This is a genomic window from Prauserella halophila, assembly GCF_024171895.1.
Classification (GTDB): domain Bacteria; phylum Actinomycetota; class Actinomycetes; order Mycobacteriales; family Pseudonocardiaceae; genus Prauserella; species Prauserella halophila.
Genome location: NZ_JAMTCQ010000009.1, coordinates 1,291,639 through 1,309,610, shown reverse-complemented (window position 1 = coordinate 1,309,610; position 17,972 = coordinate 1,291,639). Strand labels below are relative to the sequence as shown.

The window sequence follows — 17,972 nt, the reverse complement described above, 5'->3', positions numbered from 1 at the left end:
GCCATGGCGCGCGCGGACGAGGCCAGGCGCGAACTGATCCGCCGGACTCGTCCACGTCCGGGAACCTCGACCGGGCACCGACAGCACCGACAGACCGTGCGCGGGCGTGCACCTGGCAGGACCGCCGCGAGTCCACTAGCGTGAAGGCACATGATCGGCCTTCCCGCGGCGATCACCGCCTGCCTGTTCGATCTCGACGGCGTGCTCACCAGCACGGCGTCGGTGCACCGGACCGCGTGGCGGCGCACGTTCGACGAGCTGCTCGCCCGCCGCGGCCACGCCCCGTTCACCGATGAGGACTACACCACCTACCTCGACGGCCGGTCACGGCTCGACGGCGTGCGCGCGTTCCTCGCCTCTCGGGACCTCGACCTGCCCGAAGGGACTCCGGACGATCCGACGGATACGGAGACGGTCCACGGCATCGGCGCACGCAAGAACGCTCTCGTCCTGCGCCTCATCGACGAGTCGGGCGTGACGCCGTTCCCAGGGTCGGTCCGGTACCTGACGGCCGCGCGTGCCGCGGGCCTCGCGATCGGCGTCGTCACCTCGTCGGCGAACGCCGCACACGTCCTCGGCGCCGCGGGCCTCGACGAGTTCGTCCAGGCCCGCGTCGACGGGAAGACGATCACCCGGGAGGGGCTGCGCGGCAAACCCGCCCCCGATGCGTTCCTCGCCTGCGCCGGGCTGCTGGGAGCCGCGCCGGCGGCCGCAGCCGTGTTCGAGGACGCGCTCGCCGGGGTCGAGGCGGGCAGGGCGGGCGGATTCGGCCACGTCGTCGGGGTCGACAGGGCCGGGCAGGCCGCCGCCCTGGCCGAGCACGGCGCGGACGTCGTCGTCCGGGATCTCGCCGACCTGCTGGAGGTGCCGCCATGACCGGGACACGCGGTTACGAATGCTCACCGTGGCAGCTGCTGTGGCGCGGCCTCGACCTGAGCGGACTCACCCAGACCGAATCGACGTTCGCACTGTCCAACGGGCACATCGGCCTGCGCGGCACGTTCGAGGAGGCCGAACCGCGCGGCCTGCCGGGCACGTATCTGAACGGGTTCTACGAGGAGCACCCACTGCCCTACGCCGAGGCGGGATACGGCTATCCGGAGGCGGGCCAGACGGTCGTCAACGTGACCGACGGCAAGATCATCCGGCTGCTCGTCGAGGACGAACCGCTCGACCTGCGCTACGGGCACACGACAGCGCATCACCGGGTACTCGACTTCCGGTCCGGCACACTCCGGCGCGAGACGAACTGGACCTCGCCGACCGGCAGGCGCGTGCGAGTACGCAGCGAGCGCCTGGTCTCGTTCACGCAGCGCGCAGTGGTGGCGATCCGTTACGAGGTCGAACCGCTCGACGGCGGGCTGCAGCTGGTGGCGCAGTCGGACCTGCTGGCGAACGATCCGATCGAGGCCGAAACCGGTGACCCGCGGGTGGCCGCGGCCCTCGAGGCACCGCTGCACGGCGAGTACCTGACTGCAACGGACCACCGCGCCGTGCTGGTCCATCGCACGAGCCGGTCCGGACTGCGCATGGCCGCGGCGATGGACCACGAGATCGAGGCGCCCGGCGGCAGCGATCTGCGCACCGACATCACCGTCGAGGACGACCTCGCGCGATTGACGGTCGCGGTCGACGTCGCCGAGGGCGGGAGCCTGCGGCTGACGAAGTACCTCGGCTACGGCTGGTCGGCGCAGCGCTCGATCCCGGCGCTGCGCTCCCAGGTCGACGCGGCGCTCGCCGGGGCACGGCAGACCGGCTGGGAAGGTCTGCTGGCCGAGCAGCGGCGGTTCCTCGACGACTTCTGGGCCTCGGCCGACGTCGAGATCGAGGGCGATCCGGAGCTGCAGCAGGCGCTGCGGTTCTCGCTGTTCCACGTCCTGCAGGCCGGTGCCCGCGGCGAGAGCCGCGCCATTCCCGGCAAGGGCCTGACCGGTCCCGGCTACGACGGGCACGCCTTCTGGGACAGCGAAACGTTCGTCGCGCAGGCGCTCACCTACACCCTTCCCGGTGCCGCGGGCGATGCCCTCCGCTGGCGGCACTCCACGATCGACAAGGCACGCAACCGCGCCCGACAGCTCGGCCTGCGCGGAGCGGCCTTTCCGTGGCGCTCGATCAACGGCGACGAATGTTCGGCCTACTGGCCCGCGGGCACGGCGGCCTTCCATGTCAACGCCGACATCGCCGACGCCGTGGCCCGGTATCTCGCGGCCACCGGCGACGCCGAGTTCGAACGCGCCCACGGCACGGAGCTCTTCGTCGAGACCGCACGGCTGTGGATGTCACTGGGCCATCACGATCCGCACGGCGGGTTCCGCATCGACGGCGTCACCGGGCCGGACGAGTACTCGGCCATTGTGGACAACAACGTCTACACGAATCTGATGGCACAGCGGAATCTGCTCGAAGCGGCCGCATCGTGTACGCGGCAGCCGGACGTCGCCGCACGACTGTCGGTGGGCCGGCACGAGACCGCCGCATGGCTGGCGGCGGCCGACGCGATGCTCGTCCCCTACGACGAGCTGCTCGAGGTGCACCCGCAGGCCGAACGCTTCACCGAACACGCACGCTGGAACTTCCGGGCGACACCGGCGTCGGCCTACCCGCTGCTGCTGCATTTCCCGTACTTCGACCTCTACCGCAAGCAGGTGGTCAAGCAGTCGGACCTGGTGCTGGCCATGCACCTGCGCGGGGACGCGTTCACCGACGAGGAGAAGCGGCGCAACTTCGCGTACTACGAGGCGCTCACCGTGCGGGACTCGTCCTTGTCGGCGGCCACTCAGGCAGTGCTGGCTGCCGAGTGCGGGCACCTCGAGCTGGCCTACGACTACTTCGCCGAAGCCGCGCTCGTGGATCTGCGTGACGTCCACGGCAACGTCCGCAACGGCCTGCACATCGCCTCGCTCGCGGGCGCGTGGATCGCGCTCGTCGCCGGTTTCGGCGGCATGCGTGATCACGACGGCAACCTGTCGTTCCGGCCCCAGCTGCCGCCCGACCTCGAGCGCATCACCTTCCACGTGTGTTTCCGGCACGCGCGGTTCCGCGTCGACGTACGACGGGGCGAAGCGACCTACACGCCGACCGACGGCGAATCCGTCTCGTTCCTCCATCACGGTGAGACGGTCACCCTGACCGGCGAGGCGGTCACACTTCCGTTGCCCGAACCGGCCGACCCGCCGCGCCCGGCACAGCCTGAGGGCCGCGGCCCGGCACGACGTCGGCCGCTCCCGGCGGCCGATGCCGGCGCCTCGCCGGGCACAGCCACCGACGCCGCGCAGGGCGACGCCACCGGCGCCGCGCACCGGACGGCGGACGACCCCTAGTCGGGCGGTTCGATCGCCCCGGCGTCCGGGTCGACGTCGTCGGCGTCCTGGACCTCACGACGCCGGCGGCCGGGAAGTCCGGTGTCCACCTCGTCGCGGTTGGGCGGTTCCGGCACGTCCTCGGTGCCGCCGCCGGCATCCGGGTGCGGCGGTACGGGCACGTCCGGCGACTGCGGCCACGGCGACCCGGAGCCGTCCGGCCCCGGGTCGCCGGGATTGCGGTGATCGGACATACCCGAGGTGTACCCGCATCGCCGTGGCCGTGTCGACGTCACCGGCATCTCCCGCGGACGTACGGCCCAGCGGCTATCCTGCGCGCCATGGGGAAACGTCGTCAGCGGATGTGGCCACCGTGCCAGTGCGGCGAAGCCTCGTCACACGCCGAGCAGATGCCGGCCTGTGGCCGGGCCACCTGCCTGCGCCGCTGGTGGACACTTGTCGGTGTGCCGTCTCTGCTGACGCTCGCCGTCCTGATCACCGCGGGGATGCTGCTCGGCCCCGACCGGACCCACAGCTGCCCCGACGGCATGACCGACAAGGGTGCGGGCATCTGCGTCCGGGCGGGCACCGACTGACCCGGCCCTCCGGCTGACCCTCACGGCCGACCACCGGCCACGGGAACACGGCCCGCTACGAGGCCACTTCGGCCGCTCCGGCCCATTCGGAGACGACCCCGTCGAGCACGGACAACGGCAACCCACCGCCGCCCAGGACGACGTCGTGGAACGCACGGATGTCGAACGACGCGCCCAGTGCTGCTTCGGCCTTCGCCCGGATCCGCTCGATCTCGAGCCTGCCCACCATGTACGCCAGTGCCTGCCCCGGCCAGTTGATGTACCGGTCGGCCTCGGAGACGATCTCCACCTCCGCCATCGGCGTGTTCTCGAGCAGGTAGTCGATCGCCTGCTGCCTGCTCCAGCCCTTCGCATGCAGCCCGGTGTCGACGACGAGCCTGCCCGCGCGCATCGAATCGTTGCTCAGCATGCCGAGCAGCGCGACGTCGCCCGAGTACAGGCCCATCTCGTGCGCCAGCCGTTCCGCGTACAGTCCCCAGCCTTCGGTGTAGGCGTTGAAGTCGCCGAGCCTGCGCAGCAGCGGCAGGTCGGTGAGTCCCAGTGCGCGGCTGATCTGGAAGTGATGACCGGGAACAGCCTCGTGGAAGGCGGTTGCCTCGACGGTGTGCCGGAAGCGCTCCTCCGCCTTGTACGTGTTGGCGAAGTACATGCCGGGGCGTGACCCGTCGGTGGCGGGCGCGAGGTAGTACGCGGGCGCCGATCCCGGTGCCTCCGCCTCGGGCACGGGCTCCACGACGCACGATTCCGGCGGGATCGTGCCGAACCACTCCGGGGTGGCCTGCTCCGCGCGCGCCACGGCCGCCCGGGACGCCTCCAGCAGCTCGTCACCGTTGTTCCAGCGCAGCTCACCGTCGGTCCGCAGTCGCCGGAAGATCTCCTGCAGATCGTCGGTGCCGAAGACCCGCGCGCCGATCTCGCGGTACTCCCCCGCCAGTTCGCCGATCAGCCGCAGGCCCGTGTCGTGGAGCTCGTCGGCGGTGCGATCGGTCGTCGTGTGCACCCGCGCCAGCGAACGGTAGATCGTCTCCCCGCCGGGCACGTGGCACACCCCGGACTCCTCGTCGGGCCTGCCGTGGGGCAGGATCTCTGTTTCCAGCACATCGCGGTACCGGCGGAACGCGGGCCGGACGAACTCCTCGAGAATCCGCACCCGTTCGGCGTCGAAGTCGGGTGAGTCGGCGGGTGCCTCCTGGCGCAGCAGCGGATCGGCACGGGAATCGGCGAGATAACGATCGATGTGGGCGATCGCGTTCCGCACGCCGCGGGTGACGGGCCTGCGGCCGGCACCGAGACCGGTGCGATGCCGCTCGGCAGCCGCCTCCAGGTGCCCGGGTACGGCGCGGAGCCGGTCGAGCTGTGCGGCTGCCTGCCCCGCCGTGGTGACGGGCGTCATCGGCAGCAGCATCAGCACACCCGTGGCCGGCGCCTGGAACCCGTCGCTGATGCAGAACTCCACGGTCTTCGCGTCGAGCGTCTCGAGACGGGCCTGTGCCGATGCGATCAGCACCTCCCGCGTCGTCCTGCTCTCGCCGGTCAACCGCGCCGGGTCGATCGCCTTCGCGCGCGTGACGATGTCCGTGAGGGCGCGCCACTGCCGCTGCTCCGCCTCCTCCCCGAGGTCCTCGAGGCCCGCTCGCTCGGGATCGATCCCGAGAATCGCCGGCATCATCGGGTTCGCATCGAAGATCAGGTCCATGTACTCATCGGCGAGCGCCACGACGTCATCCATGGACGACGAGGATAACGGCTGTCACGCCCTCCGGCCGCCTGTTTCGACCGCCTGTTTCGACCGCGGCCGCGCGCGCAGGAGGCGACGGTATTGTCGGCGGCGTGTCCGTCACCGACCCCGTCGACGCGCGGCTGCTGCAGGTTGTTGCCGACCTGGGCCGGGCGTCGATCGTCGACATCGCCTCCCGCGCCGGCCTGGATCCCCGCGAGGCCGCTCGGCGACTGCTGTCCCTGTCGGCCTACGGCCTGCCGCTACAGGTCGGAGTCGAAGCCGACAGCACTCGCCTGCGCTCCGCGCTCGCAGCGGCGCCGGCGGCATCGAGCCCCGGACCGCCCGGTCCCACGGCACCGAACCCCCTGCCGCCGGCTGCCGCGCCACCGGCGGGGGCTCCCGCAACCGGCGGACCGTCCGGTTCGGACGGCTCGCAGCCGCCGGTCGACCCCGTGATCAGCATGTGGGGCCCGCCGCAGAGCGCCTCGTGGACCCGCCCCGACGGCTCCTGACACCCGCTCCGCCTGCTCGGGCCCCGGACCGAGTCAGGACTCGACGCGCAGGATCTCCAGTGCGTGGGCGAGATCGTCCGGATACTCGCTCGTGAACTCGACCCACCTGCCGTCGGCGGGGTGGGCGAATCCGAGCGCCCGCGCATGCAGCCACTGCCGCGTCACGCCGAGCTTGCTCGCCAGCGCAGGATCCGCACCGTAGGTCGCGTCGCCGACACACGGATGCCGCAGCGCGGAGAAATGCACGCGGATCTGATGGGTGCGGCCCGTCTCCAGTTTGACGTCGGCCAGTGAGGCCGCACGGAACGCCTCGATCACCTCGTAGTGCGTCACCGACGGCCGCCCGCCCTGCACGACCGCGAACTTGTAGTCACGGGTCGGATGCCGGTCGATGGGCGCGTCGATCGTGCCGCGCATCGGATCCGGATGTCCCTGCACCAGTGCGTGGTAGCGCTTCTCCACCGTGCGTTCCTTGAACGCGCGTTTGAGCGCCGTGTAGGCGTACTCGCTCTTGGCCACCACCATCACGCCGGTCGTGCCCGCGTCGAGGCGGTGCACCACGCCCTGCCGTTCCGCCGCTCCCGAAGTGGAGATCCGCAGGCCCGCCGCAGCGAGTCCGCCGATGACGGTCGGCCCCTCCCAGCCCGGGCTCGGGTGCACGGCGACGCCGACGGGCTTGTCGACCACGACGATGTCGTCGTCCTCGTGAAGGACCTTCATCCCCTCGACCGGTTCGGCCACCACCTGCGGCGGTGCCTCCGGTTCGGGCAGCGTGACCTCGAGCAGACCGCCCGCGACGAGGCGGTCCGATTTGGCCGCGGGCATTCCGTCGAGGACCACGTCGCCGTTACCGGCGAGGTCGGCCACGGCCGTGCGCGACAGGCCGAGCAGTTTGGCCAGCCCGGCATCGACCCGCATTCCGTCCAGCCCGTCCGGGACGGGCAGCATCCGGGCGCTCATGCATCCTCCTCCGGGCTCGTCCGTGCGGCCCGGCCGGACCGCGTCCCGTCCTCCGCGGCGGACGCGGCATCCGTGGCGTCGGGAGCGGCGTCGGGAGCGGCCGCAGGAGCACCGGCCTCCGGCCCGGCCGATTCGGCGTCGGTATCGGTGTTGGTATCGGTGTCGCCGGCTTCGGCGTCGCCGGAGTCGGTGTCGGTGTTGCGCTTGCGCCCGCGCGTGATCGTGCCGTCGTAGTCCCTGCCGAGCACGGACAACACCACGATCAGTACCGCGCCGATGGTGATGGCCGAGTCGGCGGCGTTGAACACCGGGAAGTACCGGCCGTCCGGACCGAACACGGACAGGAAGTCGATCACGTGCCCCTCCATCGGGGCAGGTGCGCGGAACACCCGGTCGGTCAGGTTACCGAGCGCACCGGCGAGAACGAGCCCGAGGCCGATCGCCCAGCCGGTCGACCGCAGTTTCCTGGCGAACCAGACGATCACGCCCACGACGGCGAGCGCGACCAGCGCGAGTATCCACGTGCCTCCGAAGTCCATCCCGAACGCGGCGTAGGGGTTGCGGACGAGCTGCAGGTGGACGAACCCGCCGAGAATGCGGACCGGTTCCTCGCCCTCCAGCGCGGCCGTCGCGGCGACCTTCGTGACCAGGTCGATCAGATAGACGACCACGGCCACGGACGCGAGCAGCACGACGTAACGGGGCGAGCGGCCGCCGGTACCCGCCGGCTCGCGGGACGTGGCGGTCTCGGGTTCACGCTCGGGGTTCACCGGTCCATTGTCCACCCCGGCCGCCCCGGTCCTCGTCGGCGGTCAGTCGCCGGACTCGCCCTTCCACGTGGCGAGCGGCCCCGCTCGGTCGACGGCACGGAGCCGGCGCTCGGCGCGGCTGCGCGCTTCGCTCGTGGTGACCACGAGCAGCCGGTCCCCCGACTGCAACCGCGTCCCGGAACCGGGGGTGAAGCTCGCCCCGTCACGCACCACCAGACTCATGCCCGCACCGGTGGGCAGGCGCAGTTCCCGCAGGTAGACGCCGTGCAGCCGGGACCCCGAGCGGATCTCGATCTGCAGCAGCACCGCGCCGAGCTCGTCCAGTGGCGCCGCGTCGACGTCGAGCTCCTCCGGTTCGCCGGTACGCGCGAGCCCGAGCAGTCGCGCGACCGGGCTGAGCAGGGCTCCCTGCAGCAGGGTGAACCCGATGACGATCACGAACACGGCATCCAGCAGGCCCTGCGCTCCGGGCAGTCCCTCGGCCAGCGGGATCGTGGCCAGCACGATCGGTACCGCACCCCGCAGCCCCGCCCAGGACAGGAACACCTGCTCCCGCCACGGCAACCGGAACGGCAGCATCGACACCAGTACCGACACGGGCCGTGCGAGCAGGAGGACCACCGCACCGGCGACGAGGCCGGGCACGAGGCCGCCGACCAGCCGCTCCGGCGAGGCGAACAGCCCGAGCAGCACGAACAGGCCGATCTGTGCCATCCAGCCGAGGCCCTCGGCGAACGACAGTGTGTCACCGCGGTGCGGCAGCCGTGCGTTGCCGAGCACGAGGCCGGCGAGGTAGGTCGCGAGCAGCCCCGACGCCTGGCCGAGCTGGCCCGCCGAGTAGGCGACCACGCACACGGCGACCGTCGCGAGCGGATACAGGCCGGTGGCGGGCAGCGCGATCCGCCGCAACGCCTGGGCACCGAGCCAGCCGAGCCCCAGTCCGATCCCGGCGCCCGCACCCAGCTGATACAGCACGACCAGCGGCAATGTCCAGTCCACCTCGGCACCGCCTGCCAACAGCACCACGGCGATGTAGGCGGGCGCGTCGTTGAGACCGGACTCCAGTTCCAGGGTGCCCGACAGTCGCCGGTTGATCCCCGATCCGCGCAGCATGGAGAACACGGCCGCCGCATCGGTACTGGCCAGTACGGCACCCCACAGGAAGGCGACCTGCCAGTCGAGGTCGAGCAGCCAGTGCAGCGCCGACCCTGCCACCAGAACGGTGACGACAATGGCCAGTGTGGACAGTGCGATTCCGGGGCCGAGCGCGGGCCGCACCGCCTCCCACCGCGTCGTCAGCCCGCCTTCGGCCAGGATCATCACGAGCGCGGCGAGACCGAGGCTCTGGGTGATCTCGGGATTGTCGAACTCGATACCGAGGCCGGACTCGCCCAGCAGCACCCCGATACCGAGGTAGATCAGCAGCGACGGCAGCCCGAGCCGGATCGAGAACCGAACGGCGAACACCGACGCGAGCAGGACGATGGCGCCCGATCCGAGAATGACCGGAAGCTCGTCCATGCCGTCTGTCCCTCGCTGTCGTCTATCGGCGTGACCGTACGGTCCGTGTGCCGTTCATGGCATTACGGTAACGGGCGGCGATGCCGCGGGCCGCCACAGCCGGGGCGGCGGGTGACATCGGCCGCACCCGGCGTCGGCTCCTCGGCGCCGGCAGTCGAGCCACTCCGTCAGTCGAGGCGGTAGCCCATGCCCCGCACGGTGACGATGCGGTCCTGGCCGAGTTTGCGGCGCAGCGTCCGCACGTAGACGTCCACGACGTTGGAGCCGGGATCGAAGTCGTACCCCCACACGTGGGAGAGCATCTGCTCCCGCGAGAGGACCTGGCCCGGATGCCGCAGGAACAGCTCGAGCAGCGAGAACTCGCGCGCCGTGAGGTCGATGACCCCGTCGGGGGTTTCGGCACGGCGGGTCCGCAGGTCGAGGGACAAATCCCCGTGCCGCAGCACCGTGACCTCGGGCGCGCGCTCCGACGAGCGCAGCCGCAGCCGCACGCGCGCGAGCAGTTCCTCGAACCGGAACGGCTTGGTCATGTAGTCGTCCGCGCCGCCTTCGAGACCCGCGACCGTGTCGTGCACGGTGTCGCGAGCGGTCAGGATGATCACGGGAACGTGCACGTGGGCGCGCCGCATCGCCTGCAGCACGGCGAAACCGTCACGTTTGGGCAGCCCCAGATCGAGCACCACCAGATCGAACTCGCCTGCCACGACCTGCGCGAGCGCGGTATCGCCGTCCTCGACCACCGTCGTGGTGAAGCCGTTGGAACGCAGCCCCTTCTCGATGAACGCGGCGATCTTCGCCTCGTCCTCGGCGATCAGGATGCGGCTCATCGGTCTCCTCCCCGCAGCGGCAACTCGAACCCGAACGTCGCACCCTGTCCCGGTGCCGACATCACCCGCACCTGTCCGTGGTGCGCATCGGCGATCGCCTGCACGATCGCCAGGCCCAGACCGGCGCCCGTACCGTCGCGGGCACCGGCCCCGCCTCGTACGAACCTGTCGAAGATCCGGTCGGCGTCCCCGGCCTCCAGCCCGGGACCGGTGTCACTGACCCAGAACGACACGGACTGTCCGCCGACGGCCGAACCGATACGGATCGCCGCACCCTCGGTGGTGTGCTGAACCGCATTCTGCGCCAACTGCACCATCGCCTGGGTGACGCGCTGCGAGTCGACCCAGGCGTCTCCCTCCCCGATCGCCTCGAGTGTCCACCCGCGCGGTGCGATCGCCCGCACCTTCGCGTCGATGTCGCTCGTCAGTTCCGGCACGGACGTCCATTCCGGATGGACGAAGTCGGGCTGCTCGGCCTTCGCGAGCAACAACAGATCGTCCACGATCCGCGCCATCCGGTCGAGTTCACCGGTGCACAGGCGCACGACCTCGGCGCGTTCGGCCGGATCGTCGCCCATCAGCTCGAGATTCCCGCGCACGATCGTGATCGGGGTGCGCAGCTCGTGGCCTGCGTCGTCGAGGAACTGCCTGCGCGTGTCGAACGCCCGCTCCAACCGGTCCAGCATCGCGTTGAACTGTTCGGCCAGCGCGGCGACGTCGTCCCGGCCTTCGACCCGGATCCGCCGCGTCAGGTCGGCCTCGGTGAGCCGGCCCGCCGCCTTCCGTACCGTGTTGACCGGAGCGAGAATCTGCCCCGCGACCAACCACGACACCCCTGCGGCCAACACGAGCGCGACGCCGCTGACGACGATCAGGGTCTGCACCGTCGCGCTCGACTCCGCCCTGACCTCGTCGACGAAGTATCCGCTGACGAACCAGGCATCCGCCTCGGTGCCGCCCTGGCGGGGCAGCACCTCGACCCGCAGCCAGCGCAGCTCGCCGGCAGGTGTCGCCACGGTCCCCGTGGTGTCGTCGCGCGAGACGATGTCGCGCAGCAGCGCATCGGAGAGCCGGACGTCCCGGAACGTCTCGTCGGCCTGCCGGATCGCCTCGATCCCGCCACCGGTGCGCCGGATACCCAGCATGATCTCGGCGTCGTCCGGGTACTGACTGCTCAGGTGGCGATAGAACAGGTCGTTCGGATCGGTCACCGGCCGGCCGGTCATCGGGTCCAGGCCCGCCTCGGCGAACCGACGGAACTCCTGGGCGTCCTGGGCCAGCGCGGCGTTGACCCGATCGTCGATCGCGCGGTACTCAAACTCGACCACCAGCAGCACGACCGTGGCCAGTCCCGCCGCCATGACGGCGGCGAGCCAGCCCATGATCTGCAGTCTGGCGGGGATCCGGGTCCCCCGCCTGCGTCCGGGCGAGGGCCTGCCCTCGGAACTCGAGGCACCGCCTCCGGCGCCGGGGCCAGCGAACTCCTGCGTGGCGAAGACGTCAGGCATCGGCCACCGTGCGGAGCGACCGGGATCGGCGAAACCGGTCAGTCGTCGTCATCGTCGTCCCGGTCGTCGTCCCGGTCGTCGTCTCCCTCGTCGTCGTCATCGTCGTCGTCATCGACCGGCGGCGGTGGCGGGACGACATGGGTCGACCGGGGATTCGCAGGTGACCGGGGCGGCCGTTCCGGCCCGTCGGAACCGGAGCTCGGATCAGGCGAGGCCGGCAGGGTGTCGTCGGACCCGAGCGACGGCAGTTCACTGCGCGAGCCGTCGGCTCCGCCGATGCGGACCACCGGGTGCTCGTTGACCGGCTCGCCGGAACCGCGCAGCAGCAGTGTCACGACCACCGCGGCGACCGGAAGGGCCAGCACGGCGACGAGCGCCAGCGCCCTCGGTGTCGGTTTCATGGCGTCCACCCTCCCCCGCAACGGCGAAGCCCGGATGAGCCGGAGATGAAAACGTCTTCATCTCCGGCCCGCCCGGGCGGCTCGGCAGGCCGGCACCGCAGGCCGGCCCGCGCATCGACGCCTCAGCCCGCGTGCTTGCGCACCGCGACGGTCACCTTGTCCCCGTCACCGACCGCACCGGCGAACCCGTCGCTCGCCGCCCCGTACTCCACGTCGGCGGCCAGGGTCTCCGAGGCCACGAATTCCTGGTGCACCCGCGCCGCCTCGGCAACCGCGTCCGACGCATCGATCGTCAGCGTGATGCGGTCGGCCACGTCGAGCCCCGCATCGCGGCGGGCCTGCTGCACGACCCGGACCAGGTCGCGCGCCACACCCTCGGCCGCCAGTTCCGGCGTCACCGCGGTCTCGAGCAGCACCAGTCCCGAGCCGCCGGGCAGCTCACCCGCGACTCCCTCGCCCGAGGCGACCAGCCTGCGTTCGTACTCGCCCTCGGCCAGCTCGATGCCGGCCGCGACGACCGCGCCCTCGGACGTGACGGACCAGTCCCCCGCCTTCACCGCCTTGATCACGGTCTGCACGTCCTTGCCCAGCCGCGGCCCCGCAGCACGGGCGTTGACCGCGACCTCGAACGCCCCGTGGGCGGCGACGTCGGTGGTCAGCTCGACCGACTTGACGTTCACCTCATCGGCGACGATGTCCGCGAACGGCCGCAGCACCTCGGCGTCCTCGGCGGCCACGAGCAGTGAGGCCAACGGCAGCCGCACCCGCAGCTTGTTCGCCTTGCGCAGCGACAGCGCCGACGAGCACACCTGCCGCACGCGGTCCATCGCCGTGACGAGCTCGTGGTCGGCCCGCAGCGACTCGGCGTCCGGCCAGTCGGCCAGGTGCACCGACCGCCCGCCGGTCAGCCCGCGCCACACCACCTCCGTCGTCATCGGCAACAACGGTGCCGCCACCCGGCACACCGTCTCCAGGACCGTGTGCAACGTGTCGACCGCGGCCTTCTCGCCCGCCCAGAACCGATCACGAGAGCGCCGCACGTACCAGTTGGTCAGCACCTCGAGGTAGTCCCGCAGTGTCGCGCACGCCCCCGCGATGTCGTAGCTGTCCATTGCGGACTGCGCGTCGACGACGAGTTCGCGGGTCTTGGCGAGGATGTAGCGGTCCAGCACGTGCCGCGAGGGCTGCTTGCAGGCCCGAGCCATCGCTTCAGCGTCGGTGACCGATGTTCCGTCGATGCCCTCGGCGTTCGCGTACAACGCGAGGAAGTAGTACGAGTTCCACAGCGGCAGCACCGCCTGGCGCACCGCGTCGCGGATGCCCTTCTCCGTCACCACCAGGTTGCCGCCGCGCAGAATCGGGCTCGCCATCAGGTACCAGCGCATCGCGTCGGAACCGTCCCGGTCGAACACCTCGTTGACGTCCGGGTAGTTCCGCAGCGACTTCGACATCTTCTGGCCGTCGGAGCCGAGCACGATGCCGTGCGAGACACAGGTCCGGAACGACGGCCGGTCGAACAGCGCCGTCGCCAGCACGTGCAGCGTGTAGAACCAGCCGCGGGTCTGGCCGATGTACTCGACGATGAAATCACCCGGGTAGTGGTGCTCGAACCACTCGGTGTTCTCGAACGGGTAATGCACCTGGGCGTACGGCATCGACCCGGAGTCGAACCACACGTCCAGCACGTCCGGCACGCGGCGCATCGTCGAGGCGCCCGTCGGATCGTCCGGGTTCGGCCGGGTGAGCTCGTCGATGTACGGCCGGTGCAGGTCGGCGGGCCGCACCCCGAAGTCGCGCTCCAGCTCGTCGAGCGAGCCGTAGACGTCGACGCGCGGGTGATTCGGGTCGTCGGAGACCCACACCGGGATCGGCGTGCCCCAGTAGCGGTTGCGCGAGATCGACCAGTCGCGGGCGTTCTCGAGCCACTTGCCGAACTGGCCGTCCTTGATGTGGTCCGGGTACCAGGTGATCTGCTGGTTCAGCTCGACCATCCGGTCCTTGAACTCGGTCACCGCCACGAACCACGACGACACGGCGCGGTAGATGAGCGGGTTCCGGCACCGCCAGCAGTGCGGATAGCTGTGCTCGTAGGTCTCGTGCCGCAGCAGGATCGCGCCCTGCTGCGCGGCCGATCCGGTGCCGCTTTTCAGATCGCGGATGATGTTCGGGTTGGCCTCGAACACCTGCTGGCCCTCGTAGTCGGGCACCTGCGCGTCGAACCGGCCCCTGGCGTCGACCGGCGTCGCGGGAACGATACCGGCGGCGTCGGTGACGACCTTGTCCTCGTCACCGTAGGCGGGGGCGATGTGGACGATACCCGTGCCGTCGTCGGTGGTCACGTAGTCGGCCGACAGCACCCGGTGGGCGTGCTCCCTGCCGACGAAATACGGGAACGGCGGCGCGTAGCGGGTGCCGAGCAGGTCGGATCCCTTGTACCGGGCGATGACCGACGGCTGTTCGCCGAGCTCCTTCTCATAGGCACCGAGGCGGGCTTCGGCGAGCACGAACCGCCTGCCGTCGGCGTCGGCGACCTGGACGTAGTCCACGTCCGGGTGCACGGCCGTGGCCAGATTGGACGGCACGGTCCACGGCGTGGTGGTCCAGATGAGCAGATGCGCGCCGTCCAGCTCGCTGTCGTTGCCCTCGACGCGGTAGCCGATGGTCACCGCCGGGTCCTGCCGCGACTGGTAGACGTCGTCGTCCATCCGCAGCTCGTGGTTGGACAACGGCGTCTCGTCACGCCAGCAGTACGGCAGCACCCGGTAGCCCTCGTAGACCAGGCCCTTGTCCCACAGCCGCTTGAACGCCCAGATCACCGATTCCATGTAGGTGACGTCGAGCGTCTTGTAGTCGTTGTCGAAATCGACCCACCGCGCCTGCCGGGTGACGTAGTCCTGCCACTCGGCGGTGTAGCGCAGCACCGATTCACGGCACGCCCGGTTGAACTCGGCGATGCCCATCTCGTCGATCTGCGACTTGTCGGTGATGCCGAGCTGCTTCTCCGCTTCGAGCTCGGCGGGCAGACCGTGGGTGTCCCAGCCGAACCGGCGCTCGACCCGCTTGCCCCGCATCGTCTGGTAGCGGGGAACGATGTCCTTGACGTACCCGGTCAGCAGGTGGCCGTAGTGCGGCAGACCGTTGGCGAACGGCGGACCGTCGTAGAAGACGTACTCGTTGTCACCGCCGGTGCCCGCATCGCGCGCCTCGATGCTCGCCTGAAAAGTGCGGTCGCTCTCCCAGTAAGCCAGGATGTCCTTTTCCAAGGCGGGAAAGGACGGCTGCGACGGGACCTCGTCAGCGGGCTGCCCGCCGACGGATGCCTTGGGGTACATCCGGTGTGCTCCTCGCGGAAAATGTCCGTGTTGCCGTACGGGCCTTCCGGCCCACACGGGGACGACGCGTGCGCCACGTGAGCGCACGTTCCGCGGTACCACCCCGTTTGTCCGCGCCGGTCGCGCGGACCTCTCGTTCGGCGGCTGTGACGGGCCGCTGCCGTCCGGTTCTACTGAGTCGCCGTGGGCGTGTCGCCACGCGGCGTCCGTTCTTCCGGAAGCTCCCCGGTGATGGCCGGATCATCGCCTTGTCTGTTCAGGCGCCTTGTCTGTTCAGGCGCCTTGTCTGTTCAGGCGCCTTGTCTGTTCAGGCGCCTTGTCTGTTCAGGCGCCTTGTCTGTTCAGGTGCCTTGTCTGTTCAAGTTGTGTGTTCAGGGTAACCGGTCCCGGCGCGGAGCATCAGGTGCCCGCGGAGTCGCGGTGCCGTGCGGCGAGCGTCGCGTCCGGGCTGCACCGTCCGCACGGGCTGAACCCCAGCTCCCTGGCCTCTCTGGCCGGCAACGGGATCGTCTCGCGCGCCTGGAGCCACGTGCACTCGCCGAGGTGGTATCGCGGCCGCTCGTCCACGACCACGACCTCGTCCTCGAGCAGCTCCATGAGTCGCGCATCGGCGGCGGACGAGTCCTCCGTGGCCGGTTCGTCGTCCGGGTCGGCCAGATCGCCCTCGACGGCGATCAGCTCCGTCTGCCCGTCGTCCACGGCCGCGTCGGCATCCTCGTCGACGTCGGCATCCTCGGCATTGTCAGCATCGTCGGCGGACTCGGCGGAATGGTCGGAGTCGGCGAAGTCCCGGTCGGCAGCCGAGTCCGCAACGGCGGCCGTCTTCGCGGACTCGGCGTTCTCGGACTCGGCGTTCTCGGATTCCGCTGTGTCGGATTCGGCCGTGTCGCCTGCAGCCTCCGGTTTCGCGTCCCCACCTGCCGACCGGCGCCGCCACCAGTCGATCACCAGCAGGATCGCCGCGAGCACGGACACGCCCAGCGAGACCCAGGCCCACAGCGAGTCGGCGGTGATCAGCGCCGCGACCACGAGGCCGAGCGCACCCAGCACGAGAATCAGAACGATGTAGAGCACAGTGAATTACAACACGAGCAAGAAAAAGACGGCCCCGACCCCTTCCTCAGGGTGTCGGAACCGTCTCTCCCGGTGAACACGTCGGCCCGGCGGTGCCGATGGAGCCGCCGGGCAGCTCGTCAGCCCGCTTCGGCCCGCGGACCGAACGAGTAGCCCTGCTGGTTCCCGTTCGAGGAGTTCGAACTCGAGCTCGAGCTGTTGGTCGAGGAGGAGGACGAGGACTCGGATTCGGACGACGAGGACGTCGATGCCGACGCCGATGCCGGTGCTGCCGAACCACGATCGTCGAGCTCACGCAACTGCGATTCCAGGAACCCGCGGAGCCGCGTACGGTACTCCCGCTCGATCGTGCGCAGTTCCTCGATCTTCTTGTTGAGCTCGCCCTTCTCGGTGTTCAGGTTGTTCATGGTCTCGGTGTACTTGCGCTGCGCCTCGCGATCCAGTGTGGTCGCCTTGTCGCGCGCCTGACGCTCGAGCGTCTCCGCCCGGGTCCGTGCGTCGTTGAGCATGCTCTCGGCGCGCGTTCGCGCCTCGTTGACCATCGAGTCCGCCTTCGAGCGGGCATCCGACAGCAACTGTTCGGACTTCGTCCTGGCTTCGGCGAGCATGCCGTCGGACTCGGTCTTGGCCTCGGCGGTCAGCCGGTCGGCCATCTCCTGGGCCAGGCCCAGGACCTTGGCGGCCTGCACATTCGGCTCGCCGTTCTCACCACCGAGCAGGCCCGCGGCCGCGGCCGCGGCCTGCGTCTGCTCGGTCGACGACGGGGGCGGCACCGGAGCGAGCCGGCGCGACGGGGCCTCGTCGGTGGAACCGCGCTGCGGAGCGGACTGGGCCGCCGGCGCGGACGCGGTACCGCCCGCCTTCGCCGACTCCAGCTCACCGCGGGTCGACTCCAGCTCGGCGTCGAGCTGCTCGACCTGCTGCCGCAGCTCGTTGTTGTCCTCGATCAACCGGGCAAGTTCCGTCTCCACCAGGTCGAGGAACGCATCCACCTCGTCCTCGTTGTAGCCCCGCTTGCCGATAGGCGGCTTGCTGAACGCGACGTTATGCACGTCAGCAGGGGTCAACGACATCAGATCACCTCACGCACTCCATGGGCTGTCGGACGATCCGGGTTCCCCGTCACCCGGGTAGCGCCAGTTGCATCAGTATGAACACAACCAACAGCAGCACCATAATCGATAAGTCCAGGCCCACGCCGCCGATCCGTACGACGGGAATGACACGTCGTACGAGCTTGACCGGTGGGTCTGTCACTGTGTAGATGCTCTCGACCGCGACCGCAACCCCTCCCTCAGGTCGCCACTCGCGCGCGAAAGCCCGTACAAGCTCCACGACGATCCGCGCCATGAGCAGGAGCCAAACGACAAAGAGCAGCCAATAAAAGACCATCCGGACCGCATCCACGCCGCCACTCTAGCCACAACCGGCGCGACTGTGGGCCACCGGCCC

16 protein-coding genes are annotated in these 17,972 nt (G+C 70.2%); 4 read left to right on the top strand and 12 right to left on the bottom strand.

What is annotated here, in order from left to right; genetic code table 11:
* Window positions 1-150: 150 nt before the first annotated feature.
* Both LY41_RS12300 and LY41_RS12295 read left to right on the top strand, forming a co-directional pair.
* A complete protein-coding gene (locus LY41_RS12300; RefSeq protein WP_253863994.1) occupies window positions 151-876 on the top strand; it encodes a beta-phosphoglucomutase family hydrolase in 726 nt (241 codons plus the stop codon).
* Window positions 873-3,320: a glycoside hydrolase family 65 protein gene (locus LY41_RS12295; protein ID WP_253863993.1), complete on the top strand. Its 2,448-nt coding sequence runs from the start codon at window positions 873-875 to the stop codon at window positions 3,318-3,320. The genes LY41_RS12300 and LY41_RS12295 overlap by 4 nt, the downstream gene beginning before the upstream one ends.
* On the opposite strand, the gene LY41_RS12290 is transcribed toward LY41_RS12295, so the two are convergent.
* Window positions 3,317-3,553, bottom strand: coding sequence for a hypothetical protein (locus tag LY41_RS12290; RefSeq protein WP_253863992.1), 237 nt, complete (start codon window positions 3,551-3,553; stop codon window positions 3,317-3,319). The genes LY41_RS12295 and LY41_RS12290 overlap by 4 nt on opposite strands.
* 210 nt (window positions 3,554-3,763) lie before the next feature.
* Between LY41_RS12290 and LY41_RS23630 the strand changes: the two genes are divergently transcribed.
* Complete coding sequence (locus LY41_RS23630) at window positions 3,764-3,895, top strand: hypothetical protein (RefSeq protein ID WP_301296825.1); 132 nt, start codon at window positions 3,764-3,766, stop codon at window positions 3,893-3,895.
* A 55-nt stretch (window positions 3,896-3,950) separates the two neighbouring features.
* Here LY41_RS23630 and LY41_RS12285 read toward each other — a convergent pair whose 3' ends face one another.
* The gene (locus LY41_RS12285) at window positions 3,951-5,624 is read right to left on the bottom strand and encodes a DUF885 domain-containing protein (RefSeq protein ID WP_253863991.1); all 1,674 of its coding nucleotides are present in this window, start codon (window positions 5,622-5,624) and stop codon (window positions 3,951-3,953) included.
* Between the two features lie 101 nt (window positions 5,625-5,725).
* On the opposite strand from LY41_RS12285, the gene LY41_RS12280 reads away from it, so the two are divergent.
* A complete protein-coding gene (locus LY41_RS12280; protein WP_253863990.1) occupies window positions 5,726-6,127 on the top strand; it encodes an Lrp/AsnC family transcriptional regulator in 402 nt (133 codons plus the stop codon).
* Between the two features lie 33 nt (window positions 6,128-6,160).
* On the opposite strand, the gene LY41_RS12275 is transcribed toward LY41_RS12280, so the two are convergent.
* From LY41_RS12275 to LY41_RS12230, 10 genes are all read right to left on the bottom strand, one after another.
* Window positions 6,161-7,087, bottom strand: a complete 927-nt coding sequence (locus LY41_RS12275; RefSeq protein WP_253863989.1) for an RluA family pseudouridine synthase — start codon at window positions 7,085-7,087, stop codon at window positions 6,161-6,163.
* Window positions 7,084-7,857: a signal peptidase II gene (lspA, locus tag LY41_RS23875; RefSeq protein ID WP_308292235.1), complete on the bottom strand. Its 774-nt coding sequence runs from the start codon at window positions 7,855-7,857 to the stop codon at window positions 7,084-7,086. Before lspA ends, LY41_RS12275 begins: the two co-directional genes overlap by 4 nt.
* A 42-nt stretch (window positions 7,858-7,899) precedes the next feature.
* Window positions 7,900-9,378 carry a potassium/proton antiporter gene (locus LY41_RS12265; protein ID WP_253863988.1) on the bottom strand — a complete coding sequence of 493 codons (1,479 nt, stop codon included), beginning with the start codon at window positions 9,376-9,378 and terminating at the stop codon, window positions 7,900-7,902.
* A 167-nt stretch (window positions 9,379-9,545) separates the two neighbouring features.
* Window positions 9,546-10,205, bottom strand: a complete 660-nt coding sequence (locus LY41_RS12260; RefSeq protein ID WP_253863987.1) for a response regulator transcription factor — start codon at window positions 10,203-10,205, stop codon at window positions 9,546-9,548.
* Complete coding sequence (locus LY41_RS12255; RefSeq protein WP_253863986.1) at window positions 10,202-11,713, bottom strand: sensor histidine kinase; 1,512 nt, start codon at window positions 11,711-11,713, stop codon at window positions 10,202-10,204. Before LY41_RS12255 ends, LY41_RS12260 begins: the two co-directional genes overlap by 4 nt.
* A 38-nt stretch (window positions 11,714-11,751) precedes the next feature.
* Window positions 11,752-12,114: a hypothetical protein gene (locus LY41_RS12250; RefSeq protein ID WP_253863985.1), complete on the bottom strand. Its 363-nt coding sequence runs from the start codon at window positions 12,112-12,114 to the stop codon at window positions 11,752-11,754.
* Window positions 12,115-12,236: 122 nt separating this feature from the next.
* Window positions 12,237-15,446, bottom strand: a complete 3,210-nt coding sequence (gene ileS / locus LY41_RS12245; protein ID WP_253863984.1) for an isoleucine--tRNA ligase — start codon at window positions 15,444-15,446, stop codon at window positions 12,237-12,239.
* Window positions 15,447-15,845: 399 nt separating this feature from the next.
* Window positions 15,846-16,520 carry a hypothetical protein gene (locus tag LY41_RS12240; RefSeq protein WP_253863983.1) on the bottom strand — a complete coding sequence of 225 codons (675 nt, stop codon included), beginning with the start codon at window positions 16,518-16,520 and terminating at the stop codon, window positions 15,846-15,848.
* A 119-nt stretch (window positions 16,521-16,639) separates the two neighbouring features.
* Window positions 16,640-17,593 (bottom strand): DivIVA-like cell division protein Wag31, encoded by a 954-nt coding sequence (gene wag31 / locus LY41_RS12235; RefSeq protein WP_253863982.1) that lies wholly within the window; start codon window positions 17,591-17,593, stop codon window positions 16,640-16,642.
* Between the two features lie 49 nt (window positions 17,594-17,642).
* Window positions 17,643-17,912, bottom strand: coding sequence for a YggT family protein (locus tag LY41_RS12230; RefSeq protein ID WP_253864107.1), 270 nt, complete (start codon window positions 17,910-17,912; stop codon window positions 17,643-17,645).
* Window positions 17,913-17,972 lie beyond the last annotated feature (60 nt).

Excerpts from the sequence above, each read along its gene's own strand:
- LY41_RS12295 (WP_253863993.1), top strand. The coding sequence starts at position 873 with ATGACCGGGACACGCGGTTACGAATGCTCACCGTGGCAGCTGCTGTGG.
- LY41_RS12290 (WP_253863992.1), bottom strand. The coding sequence starts at position 3,553 with ATGTCCGATCACCGCAATCCCGGCGACCCGGGGCCGGACGGCTCCGGG.
- LY41_RS12260 (WP_253863987.1), bottom strand. The coding sequence starts at position 10,205 with ATGAGCCGCATCCTGATCGCCGAGGACGAGGCGAAGATCGCCGCGTTC.
- LY41_RS12300 (WP_253863994.1), top strand. The coding sequence starts at position 151 with ATGATCGGCCTTCCCGCGGCGATCACCGCCTGCCTGTTCGATCTCGAC.
- wag31 (WP_253863982.1), bottom strand. The coding sequence starts at position 17,593 with ATGTCGTTGACCCCTGCTGACGTGCATAACGTCGCGTTCAGCAAGCCG.
- LY41_RS12230 (WP_253864107.1), bottom strand. The coding sequence starts at position 17,912 with ATGGTCTTTTATTGGCTGCTCTTTGTCGTTTGGCTCCTGCTCATGGCG.
- LY41_RS12275 (WP_253863989.1), bottom strand. The coding sequence starts at position 7,087 with ATGAGCGCCCGGATGCTGCCCGTCCCGGACGGGCTGGACGGAATGCGG.
- LY41_RS12255 (WP_253863986.1), bottom strand. The coding sequence starts at position 11,713 with ATGCCTGACGTCTTCGCCACGCAGGAGTTCGCTGGCCCCGGCGCCGGA.
- LY41_RS12265 (WP_253863988.1), bottom strand. The coding sequence starts at position 9,378 with ATGGACGAGCTTCCGGTCATTCTCGGATCGGGCGCCATCGTCCTGCTC.
- ileS (WP_253863984.1), bottom strand. The coding sequence starts at position 15,446 with ATGTACCCCAAGGCATCCGTCGGCGGGCAGCCCGCTGACGAGGTCCCG.
- LY41_RS12250 (WP_253863985.1), bottom strand. The coding sequence starts at position 12,114 with ATGAAACCGACACCGAGGGCGCTGGCGCTCGTCGCCGTGCTGGCCCTT.
- LY41_RS12285 (WP_253863991.1), bottom strand. The coding sequence starts at position 5,624 with ATGGATGACGTCGTGGCGCTCGCCGATGAGTACATGGACCTGATCTTC.